Here is a 19,352-nt window from a genome sequence, read left to right on the forward strand (position 1 = left end):
CTTGATTAAATAATAGCAATATATCTTATCTAATACTTTTCCTGTAATTAATATACTCGGTTAATGTCATAATTGACAAATTTCCAGATTTATCTTCAACAATATATAAATCATTTAGACCTTCATTACTATTATTATCGAGAATACTTTTTGCTTCGATAATTTTTTCTATCGACTCTTGGAGTTCATATTCAGAAATATCGCATGGCACTTCTAAATATATTGTTCCTTTACTGGTATTAGATTTAATGGTCAGTTTAGCAGTTTTTTCATTTTGTTTAGCATCAAGTATAACTACATTCTTTTTTTTCATCTTAGAAATAATCTTAATAATATCTTTCAAAATATCTACACATAGAGCTATTTCAAGATCATTCAAAAAATCATTATTAATCAACATTTCAATAAAAGAATTGAACGAAGCTTGAATCTGATCCCCCTTAAGGAAAGCAATCTCAATGTCATCACTTTTAAATTGTTTTTGAATATCTAACTGTTCGTCAACTGTAAAAAGATCTGGAGCTTTAATTAGTATTCCCTTTGCCATAAATATCCCTCCTTGAATTAATTAATTAGGACTAATGTCTAATTATCAATATTAATACTCTATTCTTTTAGTAATAGCGCTCTAAAATCTGTAGTTTTGTTTAAACTATAGAAGCTAGAGTGCTTTTTATATTATTTTAAAAAAACAAAAGTACAGATTTTACTGTACATCAGAATTTTAATAGGAATTCTGATTTTTTTATGCAAATCCATTTAAAAGCCAAAGGGTGTTTAATTATTATTTATTAAAATATAGATAAATATCATTTGATTAGTATTTGTTAAGTAGGAGTGTTTAATTTAAACGACTTCATTATAATGGTTGTCACATACATTAAAATAATAAAAAAATTAAAAAAGGTTGAAAAATAAAAATAACATGTTATAATTATAGCGTCTATATGAATAGGGAATATTGGTAGTAGTAACTTTAAGCCAACTTGATTGTAATCTTTCAACTCTTTTAGGGAGAGTTTTATACGATTACGTGTTGGTGCTTGGTACTATATGATATGGTATTGGGATAGGGTTATCATACCGATATTTTGATTTGTAAGATAGGGGTAGAGCGTAAGTAAAGGGGACGCTCTTTAAAATGGGGAGAAGTTTTTATGAAATATATGTAAATTAGCAATACTGCTGGATTCAAAAACACTTTTATTAGCAAAGCGTTTTTTCTCCTGCAGTTTTTTTATTTATTAAATAGTGTATTTTTAAATTCGGGGGAGAAGACTAGAAAATCTCAAAACAATTGATATCCTTGGATGATATGACTTAGTTTTCTTGTCTTACTTCTTGAATTTTATACGTAATGATAGTCTTTTTATTGAGACCTTTTTCTTTATCTACTTTACATCATTTGCAAAACAAGACCAATAGCGAGGGCATTCCCTTTAATGCTTTTGGAGAAAGGATAACTCATTTTCCTTTTTATTGGGGATAATAAAGTGATAATGTAGAGTCTTATTTGTCAATATTATATTGATTTTGTATAGGTCATAGGGGGGATCTTATGGGAAAATTAAATATTATGGTTGTCTTTGGGACAAGACCAGAGGCAATTAAGATGGCGCCGTTAATTCTTGAGTTGAAATAACATCAAGAAACCATTAATACTATTACAGTAGTCACAGCTCAACACCATCAAATGCTTGACCAGGTTTTGGAGACTTTTGAAATAGTTCCTGATTATGATTTGGATATCATAGGAAAAAAATCAATCACTTCAGGAAATTACTTCTAAAATTTTGGCTAATTTTGATCCAGTTGTTAAGAAAGAACAACCTGATTTGGTTTTAGTTCATAGTGATACTACAACAACTTTTGCTGCTGGATTGGTTGCATTTTACAATAAAGTAAGTATTGGTCACGTTGAGGCTGGGCTTAGAACTTATGACAAATATTCACCATATCTAGAGGAAATGAATCGTCAGGTGACGGTTGTGACTAATTCTATCCATCATGCTGTTAAGCTGGTAGATCTCGGTATTAGTACTAGGATTATTGGTGGTAAGGTTAAACATTCAACAGATGCCTCTATTGGAAGTACAGCTCTGGAACAAATCAGACAACTGAATTTTGATTGTGCTTTCATTGGTGCTAATGGAGTTGATGCCAATTATTTCACAACGCCAGATATGGAAGAGGCGGTCATTAAACGAACAGTGATAGCTAATGCGCAAAAAGCCTATGTTCTAGCTGATGCTTCTAAACTTGGTCAGGTTACCTATGCTAAGGTAGCCGAGGTTGAGAAAGTAACCATAATCACAAATGCTTCGGACGAAGGGCTCCTTAAATAATTAAAAGAGAAAACGAGGGTTATTGAAGTATGATTTATACTGTGACGCTAAACCCATCAATCGACTTCATTGTTCGTATCGACAAGGTAGAGATTGGTGAAGTTAACCGTATAGAGAGTGATGATAAATTCGCTGGCGGTAAGGGGATTAATGTCAGCCGTATTCTACAACGTTTAGGAATTGACAATACTGCTACGGGCTTCATCGGTGGTTTTACAGGACGTTTTGTTACAGACAGTTTGGATGCTGAAGGTATTAAAACTACTTAGAATGGTGAGGCTGTAATGGTATTAGGAAAAGTAAGTGATTTTTTAATCAAGCATCAAAGATTGTTAACGTACTTAAGTATTTTTGCTGCGTTAATGTTATTAATGCGCTTAGTGTATGATGATGTTTTGGTTGACCATGATAATCCCATCGTTTTAGCAATCTTTATAGGAATACTAGTTCTTTGGACCCTAGCATCTTACCTTAATCGAAGACAGCATATGCTATCCCACTTTATCTTACAGAGTTCGAAACTTATTAACGTCTATGCTGTAGACTTAGATTATCGTTTTATTGCGGTTAATAGGAATGATATTCGGCTCATGGAAGAAATCTTTTATTTCACTCCCAAAATTGGTGACTTTCCAATGAATTATCTTAATAGTGAAGATGCTGCGCGTTTAAAAGCAAATGTTGATCGTGCGAAAAAGGGTGAAACATTTATATTTATGGATACTATTAAGACAGGCGACAAAACGCTTTACTGGCAAAATATGTATTCTCCCATTTATAACAATCGCCAAAAAGTGATTGGTGTTTTTTGTTTTGTTCTTGATGTTACAGAGCAGAGACTTCATGAACTTGAAATACAGAGGATGGCATACGAAGATGTTTTAACACGGGTTCATAATCGACGATATATTGAGCTTGCTTTTGAGGAATGTCTGACACGTAAAGAAGAACAAATTACGGTTATTATATCTGATTTGGATAAATTCAAGGAAGCAAATGATACCTTTGGACATGCTACGGGAGATAAGATTCTAATTGAATTTGGTGATATTTTAACGAAGATAATGCCTGAAAGTGCTGTAATAGCAAGGTTAGGTGGAGATGAATTTGCGGTTTTACTCCCTGGAGTTTCTGAAAATCAAGCTGAATTTTTAATAAAACTTGTTCAAGCAGAAATGACTCTCAAAGATATGAGGATTACAGCATCTTTAGGTGCTTATACGGACTCTTATCAATCACATAAAAACTTCGTTGATTTTTTTGCAATAGCTGATAAGAAAATGTACGAAATTAAAAGTCAGAAAGGAAAATAAAATGTTTGACATTATTCTAGTCGATGACGGTAGTGGAGCTGATTTTGCACCGTTATTTGCAATAGCTGATAGGAAAATGTACGAAATTAAAAGTCAGAAAGGAGAACGTCGATGATGTTTCAAGATGTTGTTATTGTCATTCCTGCCTATGAACCTGATGACCGTTTGTTAGAACTTTTGAAAAATATTCGGGATAAGGAAAATCAAATGTTTGACATTATTCTAGTCGATGACGGTAGTGGAGCTGATTTTGCACCGTTATTTGCAATAGCGCAGAGTAACTATGCATGTCATTTACAAAGACATGCTGATAATAAAGGAAAAGGTCGTGCTTTAAAAACGGCTATTTCATATATTTTGGACAATTTTCCTAATGCCAAAGGAATTGTGACGATTGATTCTGATGGTCAACACACCTACGAAGACATGATGAAATGTTTGGCTGAATTTTTGCAACATCCTGATAGTTTGGTGCTGGGTGTTAGAACATTTGAAAAATCTGTTCCTTTACGTAGTAAATTTGGAAATTTATTGACAAGAGACGTCTTGGGGGCTATGACAGGTGTGCACGTTTCTGATACGCAAACGGGACTTCGTGTGATTCCTATGTCATGGTTGCCAAAACTCTTAACCGTGGAGGGTGAACGGTATGAATTTGAGATGAATATGTTACTTGAGGCAAAAGAGGATAATATTCTGATTTGTGAAGTTGGCATTGCAACGATTTATTTGGATGAAAATCAGTCGTCGCATTTTGATGCGATTCGTGACTCGATTAGAATTTACAAGGTTTTCTTCAAGTACATTTTTGCATCATTGTTTTCCTTCTTGGTTGATATTATTGCTTTTACGATTTTAATTTCTTTGTTTAATGGATTGAGTTTTAGTGCGGTGACGTTAGCTTCGATTTTAGCGCGTGTGATATCATCTGTTGTTAATTTCACCTTGAATCATAAGGTGGTCTTTAAACGAGGTCAATCAAATAGTGCGATAAAATACTTCACTTTGGTGGTAGTACAGATTGTTTTGTCAAGTTTATTGGTAACAGTTCTAGGAAATGCCTTGGCGGCGCTGCCAATTTCATTGGTGAAGATTTTAGTTGACGGTACACTTTTCTTTGTCAGTTATTTTGTGCAAAAACATTTGATTTTTAGTGGAGGTGAGAATGAAGACTAGTAAGAGGATACTCTATTTCATTGCATTTGTAACGACTGCCTTTTATTTAACTTGGCGTTTGGTGGCGACTATTCCGTGGCATGATTCATGGTTTGCGCTGATCTTTGGGATTTTATTGTGGGGAAGTGAGTTAGTTTCAGCCATTACAGGCTACATTCTCATTTGGAATAAGCAAAAGGACTTTGAGCTTGAAAAGCCTGAGATTGCTAAGGAGCGTTACCCAGATGTGGATGTTTTGATTGCAACGCATAATGAGGATCCAGAGTTGCTTTATAAGACGATTAATGCCTGCACTTTTATGGAATATCCTGATAAGTCTAAGGTGCATATCTACGTCTGTGATGATACCAATCGTCTAGAAGTTGCCAAATTGGCTGATGAGCTTGGTGTTGGTTATTTTGGTTTGGCGGATAATAAAGATGCCAAATCAGGAAACTACAATAATGCTTTACGTCAGACGTCATCACCTTTGGTGGCGACATTTGATGCGGATATGATTCCTTATCGTGAATTCCTGTTGGAAACTGTGCCTTATTTTGTTGAACAAGTTGAGGCTTATGAAAATGGTGACGATTATGATAAGTCAAAAGTTGGTTTGATTCAAACGCCACAAAGTTTTTACAATGCTGATATTTTCCAATTTAACTTGTTTTCAGAATCAACCTTACCAAACGAACAAGATTTCTTTTCCAAAGAAATTAATGTTTGCAATAATTCGCACGGTGCAGCGGTTTATACGGGGTCTAATACGCTTATTTTCCGCAAGGCGATTGAAGATGTTGGTGGTTTTCCGACAGATACCATTACGGAGGATTTCGAGCTAGGTGTTCGGATGAATGCGGCTGGTTATGTAAATTATTCGACGAAAAGTCCAATGGCTAGTGGGTTAACGCCAACAGATTTGAAGAGTGTCATCAAACAGCGCGCGCGCTGGGGACGTGGCGTTATTCGCAGTAGCTACAATATGAATATCTTCTTTAATCCCAAATTGACAAAGGGGCAAAGAATTGTTTATATTAATGGCTATCTTTATTGGTGGTCTTTCTTTAGACGGTTATTGTATATCTTGGCACCGATTTTATATACGGTTTTCCATGTGCGTGTGGTGGTGTCAAATATCTGGCTACTGTTCCTATTCTGGTTGCCAAGTTACGCATTGACACACTTGTCAATGCGAGAAGTCTCAAAACAATACCGAACACAGGTTTGGGGAGAAATTGTGGAAACGATTTTTGCTCCGTATTTGTTTATTCCCATGATGTTGGAGTCCTTTGGCATTAGCGATAAAAAATTTAAGGTGACACGTAAGGGAAATGATACGTCGTGGACGTTGTACCTTTATGCGCTTCCTTATCTTGTTTTATGGGGATTAGCCGTTTATGGTTTGGTGACTTTTAACTATGGAAAATTTGGTTCAGAGCTTTTTTATGGAAGTATTATCAGTTTTTGGTTGATTTATCATATCATCAATTTGACCTTTGCGATTTTCTGTGCGCTTGGTCGTCCGATTTATCGCTCAAGTGAGCGTTTTACTGTTGATGAAGCTATGGTTATTGAGGTTGATGATGATTCTTACCAAGTGAGAGTCTGTGATATTTCAGAAACGGGGATTTCATTCTATACGGATTTACCATTGTATTTGCCGAAAGAAAAAGAACTGACGCTTAATTTGCAATCACGTGATTACCATGCGAGGGTAAAAGGTCATGTTGTTCGTGTTTTTGCGATTGATAATGGTTGGCGCTACGGCGTTCAATTTTCAGAAGTTCCTGAAGCTGATAAGCGCGAATTTTATCAGTACATTTATGACCGCATTAATTACAATCTTCCGAAGGAAAAAGACCCTTGGATGACAACATGGGATGATTTATTTGAGAACTTTAGTCAACGTTTCCAAAATAATGAACGTCCTGTTTCAGCCTATGACCAAGTAGCTTTTCCGAAAGTTCGTGTCAATGAAGAGGTTCAGGTTGCTGGAAACAAATGCCAGCTTAGAAAGACAGATTATTATTACATGACATTTTCTGGAAAATTGACAAATCCTAAAAAAGAACCGAATGTCGCATTTACCTACAAAGATTTGCCAATTCAGTTGACTTTTGTGTCCTATGATACTGATAGAGACGAATCGCTTTATCGAGTTACCAATTTAGCGGATTTGGATAGCTTACCTGCTTTTAAAGCCTTAGCAAATGAATGGAGAGGGAGAGTATGATTAGTATTGCTAGATTACTGTTGTTCTTTGTGATTACCATGGGGTACAATGCCTTTTTCCGTAATACTGTGAAGATGAATCGCCGTCTGACATGGGTGTTTACATTTTCAGTCATTACATTGGTATTGTACCTTGGTAGTTTGTTAGGCTTTATGTTGCAGACCGTGTATGCCATTTCTGTTTTGGGCTGTCTTTTGAGTCTTTATTATCTTTGGGCGGTATGGAAAAAGAAATATCGCTTTAGGAGACTTGATTATATTGCGCTTGGAATGATGGCTTATTTGCTTTTGTTTGGAATAACGCTCTGGCATTCACCGCTTTTACATTATGATAATTTTACGCATTGGGCAACGATTGTAAAATTTTTCCATATCAATAATGCATTGCCAACACAGCAGGATACGATTATTAGTTATTATACCTATCCTGTTGGAAGTTCACTTTTCATTTATTTTTTCACGACTATCGTAGGCTTTTCAGAAGGTAGTATGTTGGTCGGGCAATTCTTCTTGATTGCTTCCAGTCTTTATGCCATGTTTGCGGCACTTCGTGATGATCGACGTGTCTTAATGGTTAGCATGATTTTTGCTTCGTTTGCTGTTTTTAATACGTTCAACGTTGCTATTCGATTAAATAATTTGCTGGTTGATTTTCTGCTTCCGGCCTTGGCCTTGGCAGCCATAGCAGGTTGTTTTGTCTATCGTAATCGTTTCTGGTTTTTGTCGCTAAATACGGCGGTAATTCTTGGATTATTAAGTATCGTCAAAGTAAGTGGACTTTTCTTTGTCGCTCTCGTTTTAGTAGTTTATGTGGTTTGTATTGTGCGTTTACTTGTTCGTAAAAGAGCACGTTTAAAAGCACTAGTGCTGCTCATAATGACCTTGCTAGTCAGCTGTCTTCCTTTTGTTATTTGGCAAAAGCATGTGACGGATAATTTCCCAAATGCCTCAAGTGCCAAGCATGCGGTGTCCATGTCAGAACTTGGTCAGGTATTGACTGGAAATCTGTCAGGCGTCCCACAAAAAATTATCACTCTTTTTGTCAAATCGGTGTTTACGTTTGACAGTTTGGCAAGCAATGGAATTTTGATAATCAATCTGATTATGCTGATTGCCTTTATTGTGATTGGCATTCGTTTGAAATATAAGAAATTTGTCTTGTTGACTTGGGGATTTGTTGATATTTCGATTGTGACTTACTATATTGGCATTTTACTCATGTATCTGACAGCAATGCCGACTGATGAAGCGTTAGAATTAGCAGGATTTGAGCGCTATGCTTCGAGCATCGTTATCTTTGCTGTTGGTTGTTTGACCATGGCTTTAGCATGGGTAATGGACAAGTGTCTGTATGAAAAAATCATTAGTAAACGTAATGCTAGGTCTTACAAGAGCTTATTTAATAAACACTTGTACCAATACGCGAGCCTTGTTTTGACAGTTTATGCCATTGGAATGTTCTTGTCAGAAAATAATAGCATTGTTTACAATAACAATCAGGAAACAAACGAGGTCGCAAAAGAAATTCGTCAGTTTACTGGAAGTCAGAGTAATTCGTCAACGGATAGAATTTTGGTTGTAACAGCAGATAAGGAGAATGTAGATAATTATTTTGCCCAATATGCTAGTCGTTATTATCTGTGGGATGTCAATGTTGATGCCAGAGAAAATTTTGTGTCGGTTGACCAAAAATTTTTAGATTTAATGGCATCATACAGCGACAGCGCAACAAGTTATTACCTCAGCAATAAAAATATCGATACTAGAGATGATTCCAATTTAACAGACGATGACTTTATTGCACTCTTAAAAACGTATGACGAAGTCTTGATTTTAGATGACCATTATACGTTTAATGCCTTGACGAAAAAACTATTTGGTCGGACATATTCCCCAGGATTGTATAAAGTATCAGATATTCTTGCTGGAAAAGGGTAAGTTTTCTAGCTTTATCAAGCATAAGTCTTGATATTTCAAATAAAATATTCTATTACAACAAAAAATATGTAGAAGGAGGCGGAGTTTGTGACTTCGCCTCTTGTGGTGCTCAAAAGACTTTCTTGAACATTGGAGAGGAAGCTAAGATAAATCCGTTTGAATTATCTGCTCTAATCATCACACAAAGCGAGGTCCTTAAAGGATGCAATCCACGTTCCACACACTCAACACTAGTATAGAAAGATCTCATATCCGCAAAAGCAATATCAGATTTTGGTTCCCGTGAACAATCAAAATAGCCCATTATCTATCTATTTTATAGTTGTTTTCCCAATATTCCCTTTCACCTTTTCCTATGCCTTCTGGTAATTGCTTCAAACATTGTCCCATACTTTGATATTTAACAATTTCAGTTATTTCAGCCAAAGAAAGTCGATGAGATGCTCTGCTAAAGTCCGTATCGAAGTAATCAACCTCTTCTATTTCAACTAAAATCTCATAATTTTGACCAAGATAATATTTAATTTCAGATGAGGTAAAATAATTGAATTAAAAACCATGAAAATAAGATTTTCATGGTTTTTCTATTACTCAAGGAGGAGGTCCTATGACTAAATTAGAAACATTTAGATGGCGTATGTGGCATGTTTACCTCCTTATTTTTATAACCATTCTACTTACAGGTACATTCGTTCGCCATGGTTATAGAATTCAGGCCGCTTATTCCTTAGACGATAGACTTTACGACTATACTAACAAAAAAGTTACTGTAACATCCTTTCAAAACGTCAAAATTGGAAACTTTAACGTTTTAGGTGTTAAGTTTGGAAATGAAAAATCACTGGAGAGAAGTCAATTAGCTGTTGGTCGCACCTACCTAGCCTTCCAAGAATCTAGGTATAAACTATCTAAAAACAAGAAAGACTCTAAAAATTATGATATTATTCACTATTATCAGCTTGGTAAAGATACTGGAAAAGGACACACTATTAATGTACTAGGCCTTGCTAAAAAACTAGGATATAATAATCCCGGTTCCATGGATAATACCATGTACTCCGATGGTAGGGATGAGTTTGTGAAATTTTCATCCTATGACAACAAAAAAGTATTCTATGTCAATTTACGCACCCATAAGGCAACCAGAACCAAACCATCAAAAGTCAGTCGATACCACGGATTTGCTAAACCTTACCGCTATCTCCTTTCAAAGGATAATTTTTCTATAGGTTATAAAGATGATTCCCTCACTATCAACTCCATGCCCCTTATCTGGACCAAAGAAAGAAATTTTGCTGATTACAAAGATCAAGATGACAATAAATATAGTGACCAATCGCTCAAAAAAAGATTTAGCTTAATCATCGTAACAACTGACTCACTTAATCTGGATGATGCTGTTAAACTGCAAAAAGAGTTAACACCAGATAAGGAGGATATCTATTGGTATTTTACAAGCACTAATACAACTACTGGACGCCTCGAGCAAGTTAAAAGTCAAAAAGACTACAACCTACTAGTTAAGGAGAGTCATAACTAATATGGTAAAAAATAGCTTCAAATACCTTAAAATCACTATGCCCTTTATTTTATTATTGACCATGATTGCTATCTTTTTCTATAACAACGCTCAAGAAAATATTAAAGGGTTTTATAAAACTCGTGGATTTCAAGGGAAAGTACAAATAACTGGCATCGGTTGGGCAGATAAAATTACTTATCGTATGAATGAAGAAGATGAGGTTAAACATTACCTGATTTTCCATATTGATTATCAAGAGACTATTAATAACAAAACAGCACATGTAAAGACTCAACTGCCTCTCCATATTCAAGATTTACTCTATCCTTACATTGCCAGCCCAACAGAAAACGACTCAGATTTTAATCGCCAAAATAGTGAATATAAGATTTTACCTGATGAAAGAGAATATGGGGACGACTTTGTTAAGAAGTCTATTAAAATCAACCCTAGAAATCAAAAATTTATCAATGATATCTCTGAAGCTTTAAGTACCGAGAAAGATTTAAAAAATATTATTGTTCAGATAGAACCTGTACCATACACGACGCTCTATACTTATGAGAGGGGACATTCTAAAGCGCTAGGTGGCTATTATGATTTTTCACTTAAAGATGCTCTACGAAACAAACAACTTACTGTCCAATTGAGTTTGCCTTCTGGTTCCACGACTAAAGAAATTGACTTACATTCTCAATTAGAACAAGTACTAAAAAACTCTGAACTACCAGATGGACGGTATATCTTAAATCAAAATAACGACTTTCCAAAAGAGGTACATATTGATGGCAATCAAATTAGAAGTAACTGAAGTAAGAACTCAGAACGAATTATCTGAGGAAGAATGGTCTTTCCCTATTTGGAGATGGGCGGCTTTCTCACTATTTGACACCCTAATCCTAGTTAGTCCCTTGACAAGAGAATTGATTTACCCTGGTGGGAGTGATTCTCGTTTTTACCTAGGTAAATCATTGGGTAACTTGATGCTAGATGATACACAACGCTTCATTTTTATTATTATCATCCTAACACTGTTGCTGCCTGCTCTTGCCTTAATCGTAGAAAGCCTATTATTTTCAAAAGGATATCCTCTACTTTCAATAATATGTAGCTGTTTAATTTTTGTTAGTGCAACAGTCTTATTTGTCTATAGTCTCAGTATTGTCCCAGATTTTTGGAGCTTTACTATTTATAGTTATATGCTTTACCTTCTCTTCAACATAGGTTACTCCCTAAGAAATATCAATAGAATCATCAATCTTAGGCAGAATAATACCAAAGCATAACTGCCTGTATCCCCCCCCATCTTTTTAGCATAGGAATGACACAAATGAAACGAAAAAAATCATGTTCACTATGAAGTTGACCTCCTCGCTAAAAGCTTCGATACTAATTTTGAAAATAATTTCAGGAATACTCTAGTATCCTATTTCAGAAATGAATTTCACTCCTTTGGTAGCAAATTAACAATTTAAGTAATAGTAAAAAGATCAACATATTACCGTTGATCTTTTATTTTTACTCTAAATCTTTCAGAATTTCTGTAAACCTATGTGTAAACATAGCTGTCATTCCCCATATATTTTCTGTCAAGTTTCTGTAAAAAGGAATATGACGTTCACTATACCCAAAATTGTATTTTTCTCTGTTTTTTACGAGGAAAAATGGGAAATCTTTTGCATCACTCAAGGTAGAAGTCACTTTATAATAAATCGGATTCTCTGTCAATAACCTGTCAACACAAACTGTAAATAATCGTTTTACCTCTTCATTCGGATGAATATCCTCCCAATTTTCTATATTTATCTTTCCAACAAAGCAATGGATGGTTCTCCCCTGATGAATCAGATAATCAATCTCTCCCCAAATGTCAATTTGATCAGGAATTAAGTTTAGTTCCTCACACGTTTCTCGTATAGCAGCTTCTTGAAAAGTCTCACCATCTTCGACACGGCCACCAGGAAAAGAGACCTCACCTGGTTGAGAAATATGCTCACTTCGTACTTGGTAAAGGATTTGATACTTATCAGTTTTTATATCATATATCAAGGGTAAAAGCACTGCATAGCGTCCTTTCTCCCCTAGTGGCTTCGGCTCGTAATGAGCTAGTTTATCTTTAATAGTCATAAGAACTCCTTGACTTCATATTATCATAAAAAAGAAGATAACCCTATTATATAAAATTTTTATATATAAAATATTGACATATCTTTCTAAAAGAGATACACTCAATGTGTAAAATAATTATATATAATTTTTATACATATCTAAAAGCAAAGGAGCACACTATGTATTTTCCAACATCGTCAATCCTGATAGAGTTCCTAATACTAGCTATTATCGATAGAGAAGACTCTTATGGCTATGAGATTAGTCAAACCATAAAGCTTGCAGCTAATATCAAGGAGTCAACACTTTATCCTATTCTAAAAAAGCTTGAAAAAGCAGGCTATATGACCACCTATAGCCAAGCGTATCAAGGGCGTAAACGTAAATATTATAGTATTACCCAAGAGGGAAAAAATCAACTTCAATTTCTTAATGAAGAATGGTTAACCTACAAAGAAACTATGGATGGTATTGTAGAAGGGAGATTAAGACATGACAAGGACTGAATATATAGCCAAATTAACAAAATATCTACGAAAATTACCACAAAAGGACTATGAAGAGGCCCTCGAATATTTCATGGAATATTTTGAAGAGGCTGGACCTGAGAATGAAGCTCGGGTTATTGCAGAACTGGGTACACCTAAGGAAGCAGCACATGAAGTCATTAGTCGTCTTCTAGACGAAAAGATTATTGAGGAAAAGAGTAGCTTACGCAATAAAACAACTATCCTTTGGATTGCGATTCTAGCTGTTTTAGCCAGTCCAGTCGCCTTACCAATTCTACTATTCTTCTTAGCTATGATAGTGACACTTCTTATGATTATTTTCGCAGTTATAGTGACTGCCTTAGCTCTTACTTTTGCTTTACTCATTAGTGGTGTTTACACTTTCTTTACAAGCTTCTCTCTCTTAAATATTTCACTAGCTTCAACACTGTTTGGAGTAGGTCTAGGTCTATTGATGTTTGGAGGAGCACTCTTACTGCTTTTGATTTCATTTGAAATCTGTAAACTTATTGTAAAGCTAATTACCCTATTGATTAAATGGCTCATCAAGAAAGGAAGAAAATCATGAAAACTTGGAAAAAGATTGTCCTCGGAGTGTCTCTTATCTCTCTATTTTTAGGAGGAGGATTAGTAGCTTGGGGTTATAGCCAAGGTGGCTTAACAGATTTACAAAATCAAACTATAAGTGAGCAAGATTATGTCAAGAAAGAAGTTGAGAACTTCAATAAAATTGATATTAAAAGTAGTAACTACAATGTGCTTATAAAAAATGGTGATGTTGACAAAGCAACGCTTTCTTACTACCAAAAAACAAAAAATCCAATTGACACATCTGTAAAGGATGATCAATTGACTATCAATGATAGCAACTCTGAATTAGATTCAACTTCTAACAAACATATTAACTTTTTCGGATTAAAAGATTTAGTAGAGCTTTCTACTCTCAACGAGGAAGTCAGAAATAAAACCATTGTCATTACACTCCCTAAAAAACAAACGATTGATTTTTTAAAGGTTGATTTAGCAACTGGAAATCTAGATTTAAGTAATAGCACCATCAAACAAGCAGATATCAATCTAAATGTAGGGGACCTAACTTTTACTAAAATGATTGTCAGCAACCTAAAAGCTAACCTTGATGTTGGTAGTGTTGATAGTAATCATACACTTTTTACTAACTCAGATTTATCTATTGCAATGGGAGATTACTCTGGAGATAACCTAATTTTCAATGGTCACAATAAACTTGATGTTACATCTGGTGATATTGAACTAGCTCTTAAAGATTATATGCTCAATGTTCAAGCCGATAGTCACTCAGGAGAGGTTGACATTACAAATAACCTTAAGATTTCAAAGGATAATACACTTACCATTACCTCAGATCTCGGTGATATAACTGTTGAATAACATAAAAAAGCCCGCTCACATTAGAGCTGGCTTTTAGTTTATTCATTTTCAAACTTTGGTCTATAAATAATAATACCTACAACTACAAAGATAAGTAAGAAAATAAATAGCATACGAACTTGATCTGAGATCTGTCCTGTCATTGAAATAGTTTGACGAAGACCTGATACGGAGTAGGACATTGGTAAGAAAGGTTGGATGACCTTAAAGAACTTAGGACTAAGTTCAATTGGATAAGTCCCTGCACTAGACCCTAGTTGCAAAAGCAGCATAATCATGGAAGCAAATGCGCCATATCTATCATTCCAACCTACAAGGGCTGTAACCAGCGCCATTAAAGTACATGCTGCAAGGAGAATCATACCAAATGTAGCTAATGGATGATTTGGTTCAACTCCCACAAATCGAATGGCAATATAAAGCGCAATAGCAGCCATAGTTGTAATAATACCATTGATAAGTAACTTATTTTTAGCCCAATCAAAACGGCCCGTAAAGTTTCTTCCCGTCAAGCTCTTAGCAAAGATAACATTAGTTGAAAGAGCGACAACCATAAGAGAAACAGAAATCATATATGGAGCCATTCCCACACCATTAGTGTCAACCTTATCCTTATCAGTTTTCTTCTCTTTGAGTGGAGCACTCACCATTTTTGTATTGTCTGAGTTTACAGAAACAAGAGAGAGTTGCTGATTAGCTTTGTTTAATGAATCAGATAATGTAGAAAGGTTAGTTGACAGACTTGTCAAACCATTTGTTAAGGTGTTTCCTCCAGTTGCTAATTGTTGAGCACCTGCATTGAGAGCACTTGTACCACTTTGAAGAGTAGAAAAACCAGTCATTAAACTACTACTGTTAGCATCTAGAGTTTGAGCACCACTGGCAATCGTTGACACAGCACCAGTATAAGTTGACAAACCAGTTGAAAGTGAGCTTGCACCTGTTGCTAGAGTACTTTGAGCTGTTGACACACCTGATGCCACTTGAGTTGCTCCTGGTGATAATTGATTGACAAGTACTGAATTGACATTAGCAATATTAGCTTGCATTGATGATACCGTTGATGAAGCTACAGGAAGAAGTGCATTCGCCGAACTTGCAATGCCTGAGATAGATGTTTGTAGAGAAGCTAAACTACTTGAATCTCCGCTACTAGTTGTTGTCGTACCTGTCAAGCTAGATAAGGCTGTTGACATGCTTGACACTTCTGATGCAATAGTTGAAGCGTAACTACTAGCCGTAGATCCTGCGTTACTAATTGCCGATGTAATCTCTGCTTGTTGATCTGCCGTCAAGCTTTGATAAGCAGCTGTTCCTTGTACCGCAGCCAAATCATTCGCTTTGTCAGTGGCACTAGCTGTAGCTATAGAACTAGCCGCAGAAGAAATATTTGAAAGATAAGTCGCTATTGAACTTGTATCTACTGATGTTGTTGATGTTCCACTAGGTAATGATGTGTTACTTACCGCTGTATTGAGATTTTGAATTGCTGTATTTAAATCGGTTAAATTAGTTGACAAGGTTGACAACTGTGCTTGCTGTTCTTCAGATAAACTTGTTGCCGTAGCCATTTGATTGAGTGCACTTGACAAAGAATCTGCACCAGTAACTAAGGTACTCATAGCATCTGCTCCTGATACAAATTGACCTGCAGCAGAATTAACAGCCTCAGAGTTAGCGTTTAACTGTGACAGAGCACCTGACAAAGTTGACACACCTGAAGTATAGGCAGATGCACCTGAACTCAAGGTATCAACACCTGTAGCCAATGTCTGTGTAGAACCAGCAAGAGTTCCTAAACCACTTGATAAAGTCTGACTCCCAGACTGAAGTGCGCCTGCACCTGCATATAATTGACTAGCTCCATTCGCCGCAGTTCCCATACCACCCTGAAGTTGAGACATACTCTTAAAGACAGCTCCAACATAAGTTGACGTAATATTTTTAGAAACGGTATCCTTTAACTTAGACATGGCAGAATCGCTCATTTTTGAAGAAACGAAGCTATGCCCTGCTGTTGTCTGATAAGAAATTTCAAGTTTCTTAGGATCATTTGTCAAAAGACTTGCTGCATTACTTGAGAGATTTTCTGGAAAAGTGATTACCATATAGTAATCACCATCATCAATTCCTTTTTTGGCTTCATTTTCAGTCACAAAATGATAGTCTAGATTTTTATTTTTAGACATATTGTCTACCATGTCATGACCAATATTTAGAGTTTTATTCTGGAAACTAGCGCTCTTATCTTTGTTCACTACGGCTACTGGTAGATGCTTTACATTTCCATAAGGATTCCACATAGAAGATAAAAAGATTAGATTATATAAAGCGGGTATCAATGAGACACCAATAATAGTTATCCAGAGCTTTGGACTTTTAAGAAGCGCCTTTAATTCTGCTAACATATTTCTCCTTTTTAGACATTGTGTTTATTTTTATGATATAATCAATTATAAACTCATTTACATGAAAATCAATGTTAAACAATTAGTTTTTGGACACATAGTCTAAAAGTGTATAAAAGGAGATTTGTATGTCAAAAGATCAAAGGCGAGCTCAAACTAAAAAAGCTCTTTTAGACGCTTTAGTAATATGCTTAAAAAACCAAGATTTCAATGATATTACTACCATTCGTCTGGTTCAAACAGCTGGGATTAGCCGTTCAAGTTTTTATACCCACTACAAAGATAAGTATGAAATGATTGATAGTTATCAGAAAGAGCTTTTCCATAAACTAGAGTATATCTTCGATAAATACGAAGGAAAGAAGGAGGGAGCCTTCCTCGAAATCTTTGAATTTCTTACTCGTGAAAAACTCCTATCAGCTCTTTTGTCTACCAATGGATCAAAAGAAATTCAAGATTTTCTGATACATAAACTTCAGCGTATGATAGCTGAGGACTTCATTGTCCCTACTGCTGAAGAAAGATCTCTAAAAGGATTTGAGAAAGACTATGCCAGTATTTATTTTGCACACGCTATTTTTGGTGCTTGTCAAGCCTGGATAAATAAAGGAAAGAAAGAATCCCCCCGAGAAATGACAGATTTTCTTCTACGATTTATTCCACAATAAAACAACTTCAAAAGCATAAAAAGCTGCAAACCATTTCAACAGTTAAAGCAGCTTTTTCTTTTACAATAAAAACCTTAAAATAAGGAAATGATAAGTGAAAGTAAGGTCAAGATTGCGGGTCCACCTTGAGTTAAAATAATTTTCTTATTTGCAGTCATAGCACCATAAATAGCAGCAAAGAAAACATTGAGTACAAAAACAGTTACAAGTAGCTGACTACTTGTGAAAATCCCATACAAGAGGAATACAGCAATCAAACCATTGTAGATCCCTTGATTTTTAAATAAGTTTGTAACAGAATCACGTTGAAGTTCTTCTTTACTCATATTGAAAACACGACTAGTCATGTCTGAATGTGTCGCAAAAGTTTCCAAATACATGATATAGAGATGCTCCAAAGCAACAATCCCAGCTAAGATTAGTGTAATAATAGACATAGTAGCCTCCTTCTTAAATAACTTTGACAGTATATCAAAAGTAAACTTTTAAAACAACATGTATGCTTCATACAATTTGAAATATGGTAAAATAAAGAATGAAAGAGAGGTTCTTATGACAAAGACAGAAGTAATCCAACGTCTCCAAAAAGATTTGGGAATTCCTAGATTTCAGGCTTATATAGAGGATAAAGATTACTCCGAAGAGGAGTACGACCAACTAAAAAAAGATTTTGAAAGCTACTTCACCAACTACGTTTCAAACGTTTCAGCAGATTTTGAAGGCGGATTGGATAATAAATAATTTATACCTCAAAATCATCTGTCATCATGTTACGAATCCCTTAGTCACTTGTATCAGACTAGGGGTCTTTTTAATATTCGAAAACAAAAAGCCGTCTCATTCTATGAAATAGCTTTAGGAAACTTGTAACTGAACAAACCTAGAAATCAATGATTTAAGACAAACAAAAAAGCCCATAACAACAGGCTTTTCGATACAATAATCTTAAAATTAAAGCATTTTGTTGTAGAATTCAACGACAAGTGCTTCGTTGATTTCTGGGTTGATTTCATCACGTTCTGGAAGACGTGTCAATGAACCTTCAAGTTTTTCAGCATCGAATGATACAAATGCTGGACGTCCGATAGTAGCTTCTACTGCTTCAAGGATAGCAGGAACCTTAGCTGATTTTTCACGAACTGAGATTACTTGACCAACTTCAACGCGGTATGAAGGGATATCAACACGTTTACCATCAACAAGGATGTGACCGTGGTTTACGAATTGGCGTGCTTGACGACGAGTAGTTGCAAGACCAAGACGGTAAACAACGTTGTCAAGACGACGTTCCAAAAGAACCATAAAGTTGAAACCAAGTGTTCCACCTTTAACTTTAGTAGCTTGTACGAACAAGTTACGGAATTGTTTTTCACCCAAACCGTATGAGAAACGAAGTTTTTGTTTCTCAGCCAATTGCAAACCGTATTCTGAAAGTTTTGAACGGTTGTTTGGACCGTGTTGACCTGGTACGTAGTTACGACGTGCCAATTCTTTACCTGTGCCTGTAAGTGAGAAACCAAGGCGACGTGATTGTTTCCATGATGGACCTGTATAACGTGACATTAATAATGTCCTCCTATAAAAAATATTTTTAGGAAATAACGTTTTAGATAAACCTGATTCGTTCAGAAAGACTTCGCCCAAACAGCAAAGGTTACTTTTCTAGCCGACTTCCTGTTGACGAGCTTCATTTTATCCTGCTATTATTTCACATACTTAAATATTTTACCACGAAAAAAA

General features: G+C 35.5%; 19 protein-coding genes and 2 pseudogenes. 14 read left to right on the forward strand and 7 right to left on the reverse strand.

Annotated features, from left to right (window positions below):
- Positions 1-25: 25 nt before the first annotated feature.
- A complete protein-coding gene (locus BSR19_RS10245; protein ID WP_060973107.1) occupies positions 26-547 on the reverse strand; it encodes a hypothetical protein in 522 nt (173 codons plus the stop codon).
- Between the two features lie 1,246 nt (positions 548-1,793).
- Here BSR19_RS10245 and BSR19_RS10250 point away from each other — a divergent pair.
- The 6 genes and pseudogenes from BSR19_RS10250 to BSR19_RS10275 all read left to right on the forward strand — a co-directional run bounded on the left by BSR19_RS10250 (position 1,794) and on the right by BSR19_RS10275 (position 8,986).
- Positions 1,794-2,345, forward strand: a complete 552-nt coding sequence (locus tag BSR19_RS10250; RefSeq protein WP_231605968.1) for a DeoR/GlpR family DNA-binding transcription regulator — start codon at positions 1,794-1,796, stop codon at positions 2,343-2,345.
- Between the two features lie 29 nt (positions 2,346-2,374).
- Positions 2,375-2,608: pseudogene (locus BSR19_RS10255) on the forward strand (PfkB family carbohydrate kinase); the annotation flags it as partial.
- 21 nt (positions 2,609-2,629) lie between these two features.
- Complete coding sequence (locus BSR19_RS10260) at positions 2,630-3,658, forward strand: sensor domain-containing diguanylate cyclase (protein WP_073686034.1); 1,029 nt, start codon at positions 2,630-2,632, stop codon at positions 3,656-3,658.
- 111 nt (positions 3,659-3,769) lie between these two features.
- Positions 3,770-4,834, forward strand: a complete 1,065-nt coding sequence (locus BSR19_RS10265) for a bifunctional glycosyltransferase family 2/GtrA family protein (RefSeq protein WP_156247066.1) — start codon at positions 3,770-3,772, stop codon at positions 4,832-4,834.
- Positions 4,824-7,049, forward strand: coding sequence for a glycosyltransferase family 2 protein (locus BSR19_RS10270; RefSeq protein WP_156247067.1), 2,226 nt, complete (start codon positions 4,824-4,826; stop codon positions 7,047-7,049). Before BSR19_RS10265 ends, BSR19_RS10270 begins: the two co-directional genes overlap by 11 nt.
- Positions 7,046-8,986, forward strand: coding sequence for a hypothetical protein (locus BSR19_RS10275; protein ID WP_156247098.1), 1,941 nt, complete (start codon positions 7,046-7,048; stop codon positions 8,984-8,986). The genes BSR19_RS10270 and BSR19_RS10275 overlap by 4 nt, the downstream gene beginning before the upstream one ends.
- 112 nt (positions 8,987-9,098) lie before the next feature.
- On the opposite strand, the pseudogene BSR19_RS10280 reads toward BSR19_RS10275, so the two are convergent.
- Both BSR19_RS10280 and BSR19_RS11830 read right to left on the reverse strand, forming a co-directional pair.
- Positions 9,099-9,290, reverse strand: a pseudogene (locus BSR19_RS10280) (Y-family DNA polymerase); the annotation flags it as partial.
- The gene (locus tag BSR19_RS11830) at positions 9,290-9,412 is read right to left on the reverse strand and encodes a hypothetical protein (protein WP_269434323.1); all 123 of its coding nucleotides are present in this window, start codon (positions 9,410-9,412) and stop codon (positions 9,290-9,292) included. The pseudogene BSR19_RS10280 and the gene BSR19_RS11830, both read right to left, overlap by 1 nt.
- A 181-nt stretch (positions 9,413-9,593) precedes the next feature.
- Between BSR19_RS11830 and BSR19_RS10290 the strand changes: the two genes are divergently transcribed.
- The 3 genes from BSR19_RS10290 to BSR19_RS10300 are packed head-to-tail and all read left to right on the forward strand — an operon-like array spanning position 9,594 to position 11,794.
- Complete coding sequence (locus BSR19_RS10290) at positions 9,594-10,526, forward strand: hypothetical protein (protein WP_156247068.1); 933 nt, start codon at positions 9,594-9,596, stop codon at positions 10,524-10,526.
- Between the two features lies 1 nt (position 10,527).
- The gene (locus tag BSR19_RS10295; protein WP_156247069.1) at positions 10,528-11,319 is read left to right on the forward strand and encodes a hypothetical protein; all 792 of its coding nucleotides are present in this window, start codon (positions 10,528-10,530) and stop codon (positions 11,317-11,319) included.
- Positions 11,294-11,794: a hypothetical protein gene (locus BSR19_RS10300; RefSeq protein ID WP_156247070.1), complete on the forward strand. Its 501-nt coding sequence runs from the start codon at positions 11,294-11,296 to the stop codon at positions 11,792-11,794. The genes BSR19_RS10295 and BSR19_RS10300 overlap by 26 nt, the downstream gene beginning before the upstream one ends.
- Before the next feature lie 232 nt (positions 11,795-12,026).
- On the opposite strand, the gene BSR19_RS10305 is transcribed toward BSR19_RS10300, so the two are convergent.
- Complete coding sequence (locus BSR19_RS10305; protein ID WP_156247071.1) at positions 12,027-12,635, reverse strand: NUDIX hydrolase; 609 nt, start codon at positions 12,633-12,635, stop codon at positions 12,027-12,029.
- Positions 12,636-12,796: 161 nt separating this feature from the next.
- Here BSR19_RS10305 and BSR19_RS10310 point away from each other — a divergent pair, with 161 nt between their 5' ends.
- From BSR19_RS10310 to BSR19_RS10320, 3 genes are read left to right on the forward strand one after another with little or no spacing between them, the layout of a single operon-like run.
- A complete protein-coding gene (locus tag BSR19_RS10310) occupies positions 12,797-13,123 on the forward strand; it encodes a PadR family transcriptional regulator (protein ID WP_060972952.1) in 327 nt (108 codons plus the stop codon).
- On the forward strand, positions 13,110-13,694 hold the full coding sequence (locus BSR19_RS10315) for a DUF1700 domain-containing protein (RefSeq protein WP_156247072.1): 585 nt from the start codon (positions 13,110-13,112) through the stop codon (positions 13,692-13,694). Before BSR19_RS10310 ends, BSR19_RS10315 begins: the two co-directional genes overlap by 14 nt.
- A complete protein-coding gene (locus BSR19_RS10320; protein WP_156247073.1) occupies positions 13,691-14,536 on the forward strand; it encodes a DUF4097 family beta strand repeat-containing protein in 846 nt (281 codons plus the stop codon). The genes BSR19_RS10315 and BSR19_RS10320 overlap by 4 nt, the downstream gene beginning before the upstream one ends.
- Positions 14,537-14,574: 38 nt before the next feature.
- On the opposite strand, the gene BSR19_RS10325 is transcribed toward BSR19_RS10320, so the two are convergent.
- On the reverse strand, positions 14,575-16,944 hold the full coding sequence (locus BSR19_RS10325) for a YhgE/Pip domain-containing protein (protein WP_156247074.1): 2,370 nt from the start codon (positions 16,942-16,944) through the stop codon (positions 14,575-14,577).
- Between the two features lie 128 nt (positions 16,945-17,072).
- Here BSR19_RS10325 and BSR19_RS10330 point away from each other — a divergent pair, with 128 nt between their 5' ends.
- Entirely contained in the window at positions 17,073-17,612 is a 540-nt protein-coding gene (locus tag BSR19_RS10330) for a TetR/AcrR family transcriptional regulator (protein WP_060972940.1), read from the forward strand.
- A 74-nt stretch (positions 17,613-17,686) separates the two neighbouring features.
- On the opposite strand, the gene BSR19_RS10335 is transcribed toward BSR19_RS10330, so the two are convergent.
- The gene (locus BSR19_RS10335) at positions 17,687-18,049 is read right to left on the reverse strand and encodes a DUF1304 domain-containing protein (protein WP_037599356.1); all 363 of its coding nucleotides are present in this window, start codon (positions 18,047-18,049) and stop codon (positions 17,687-17,689) included.
- 115 nt (positions 18,050-18,164) lie between these two features.
- Between BSR19_RS10335 and BSR19_RS10340 the strand changes: the two genes are divergently transcribed.
- On the forward strand, positions 18,165-18,353 hold the full coding sequence (locus BSR19_RS10340; RefSeq protein WP_003095232.1) for a hypothetical protein: 189 nt from the start codon (positions 18,165-18,167) through the stop codon (positions 18,351-18,353).
- 210 nt (positions 18,354-18,563) lie between these two features.
- Here the strand turns inward: BSR19_RS10340 and rpsD are convergent, their stop codons facing one another.
- Positions 18,564-19,175, reverse strand: coding sequence for a 30S ribosomal protein S4 (gene rpsD, locus BSR19_RS10345; protein ID WP_002885833.1), 612 nt, complete (start codon positions 19,173-19,175; stop codon positions 18,564-18,566).
- Between the last annotated feature and the right edge of the window lie 177 nt (positions 19,176-19,352).

It is taken from the genome of Streptococcus salivarius, from assembly GCF_009738225.1.
Classification (GTDB): Bacteria; Bacillota; Bacilli; order Lactobacillales; family Streptococcaceae; genus Streptococcus.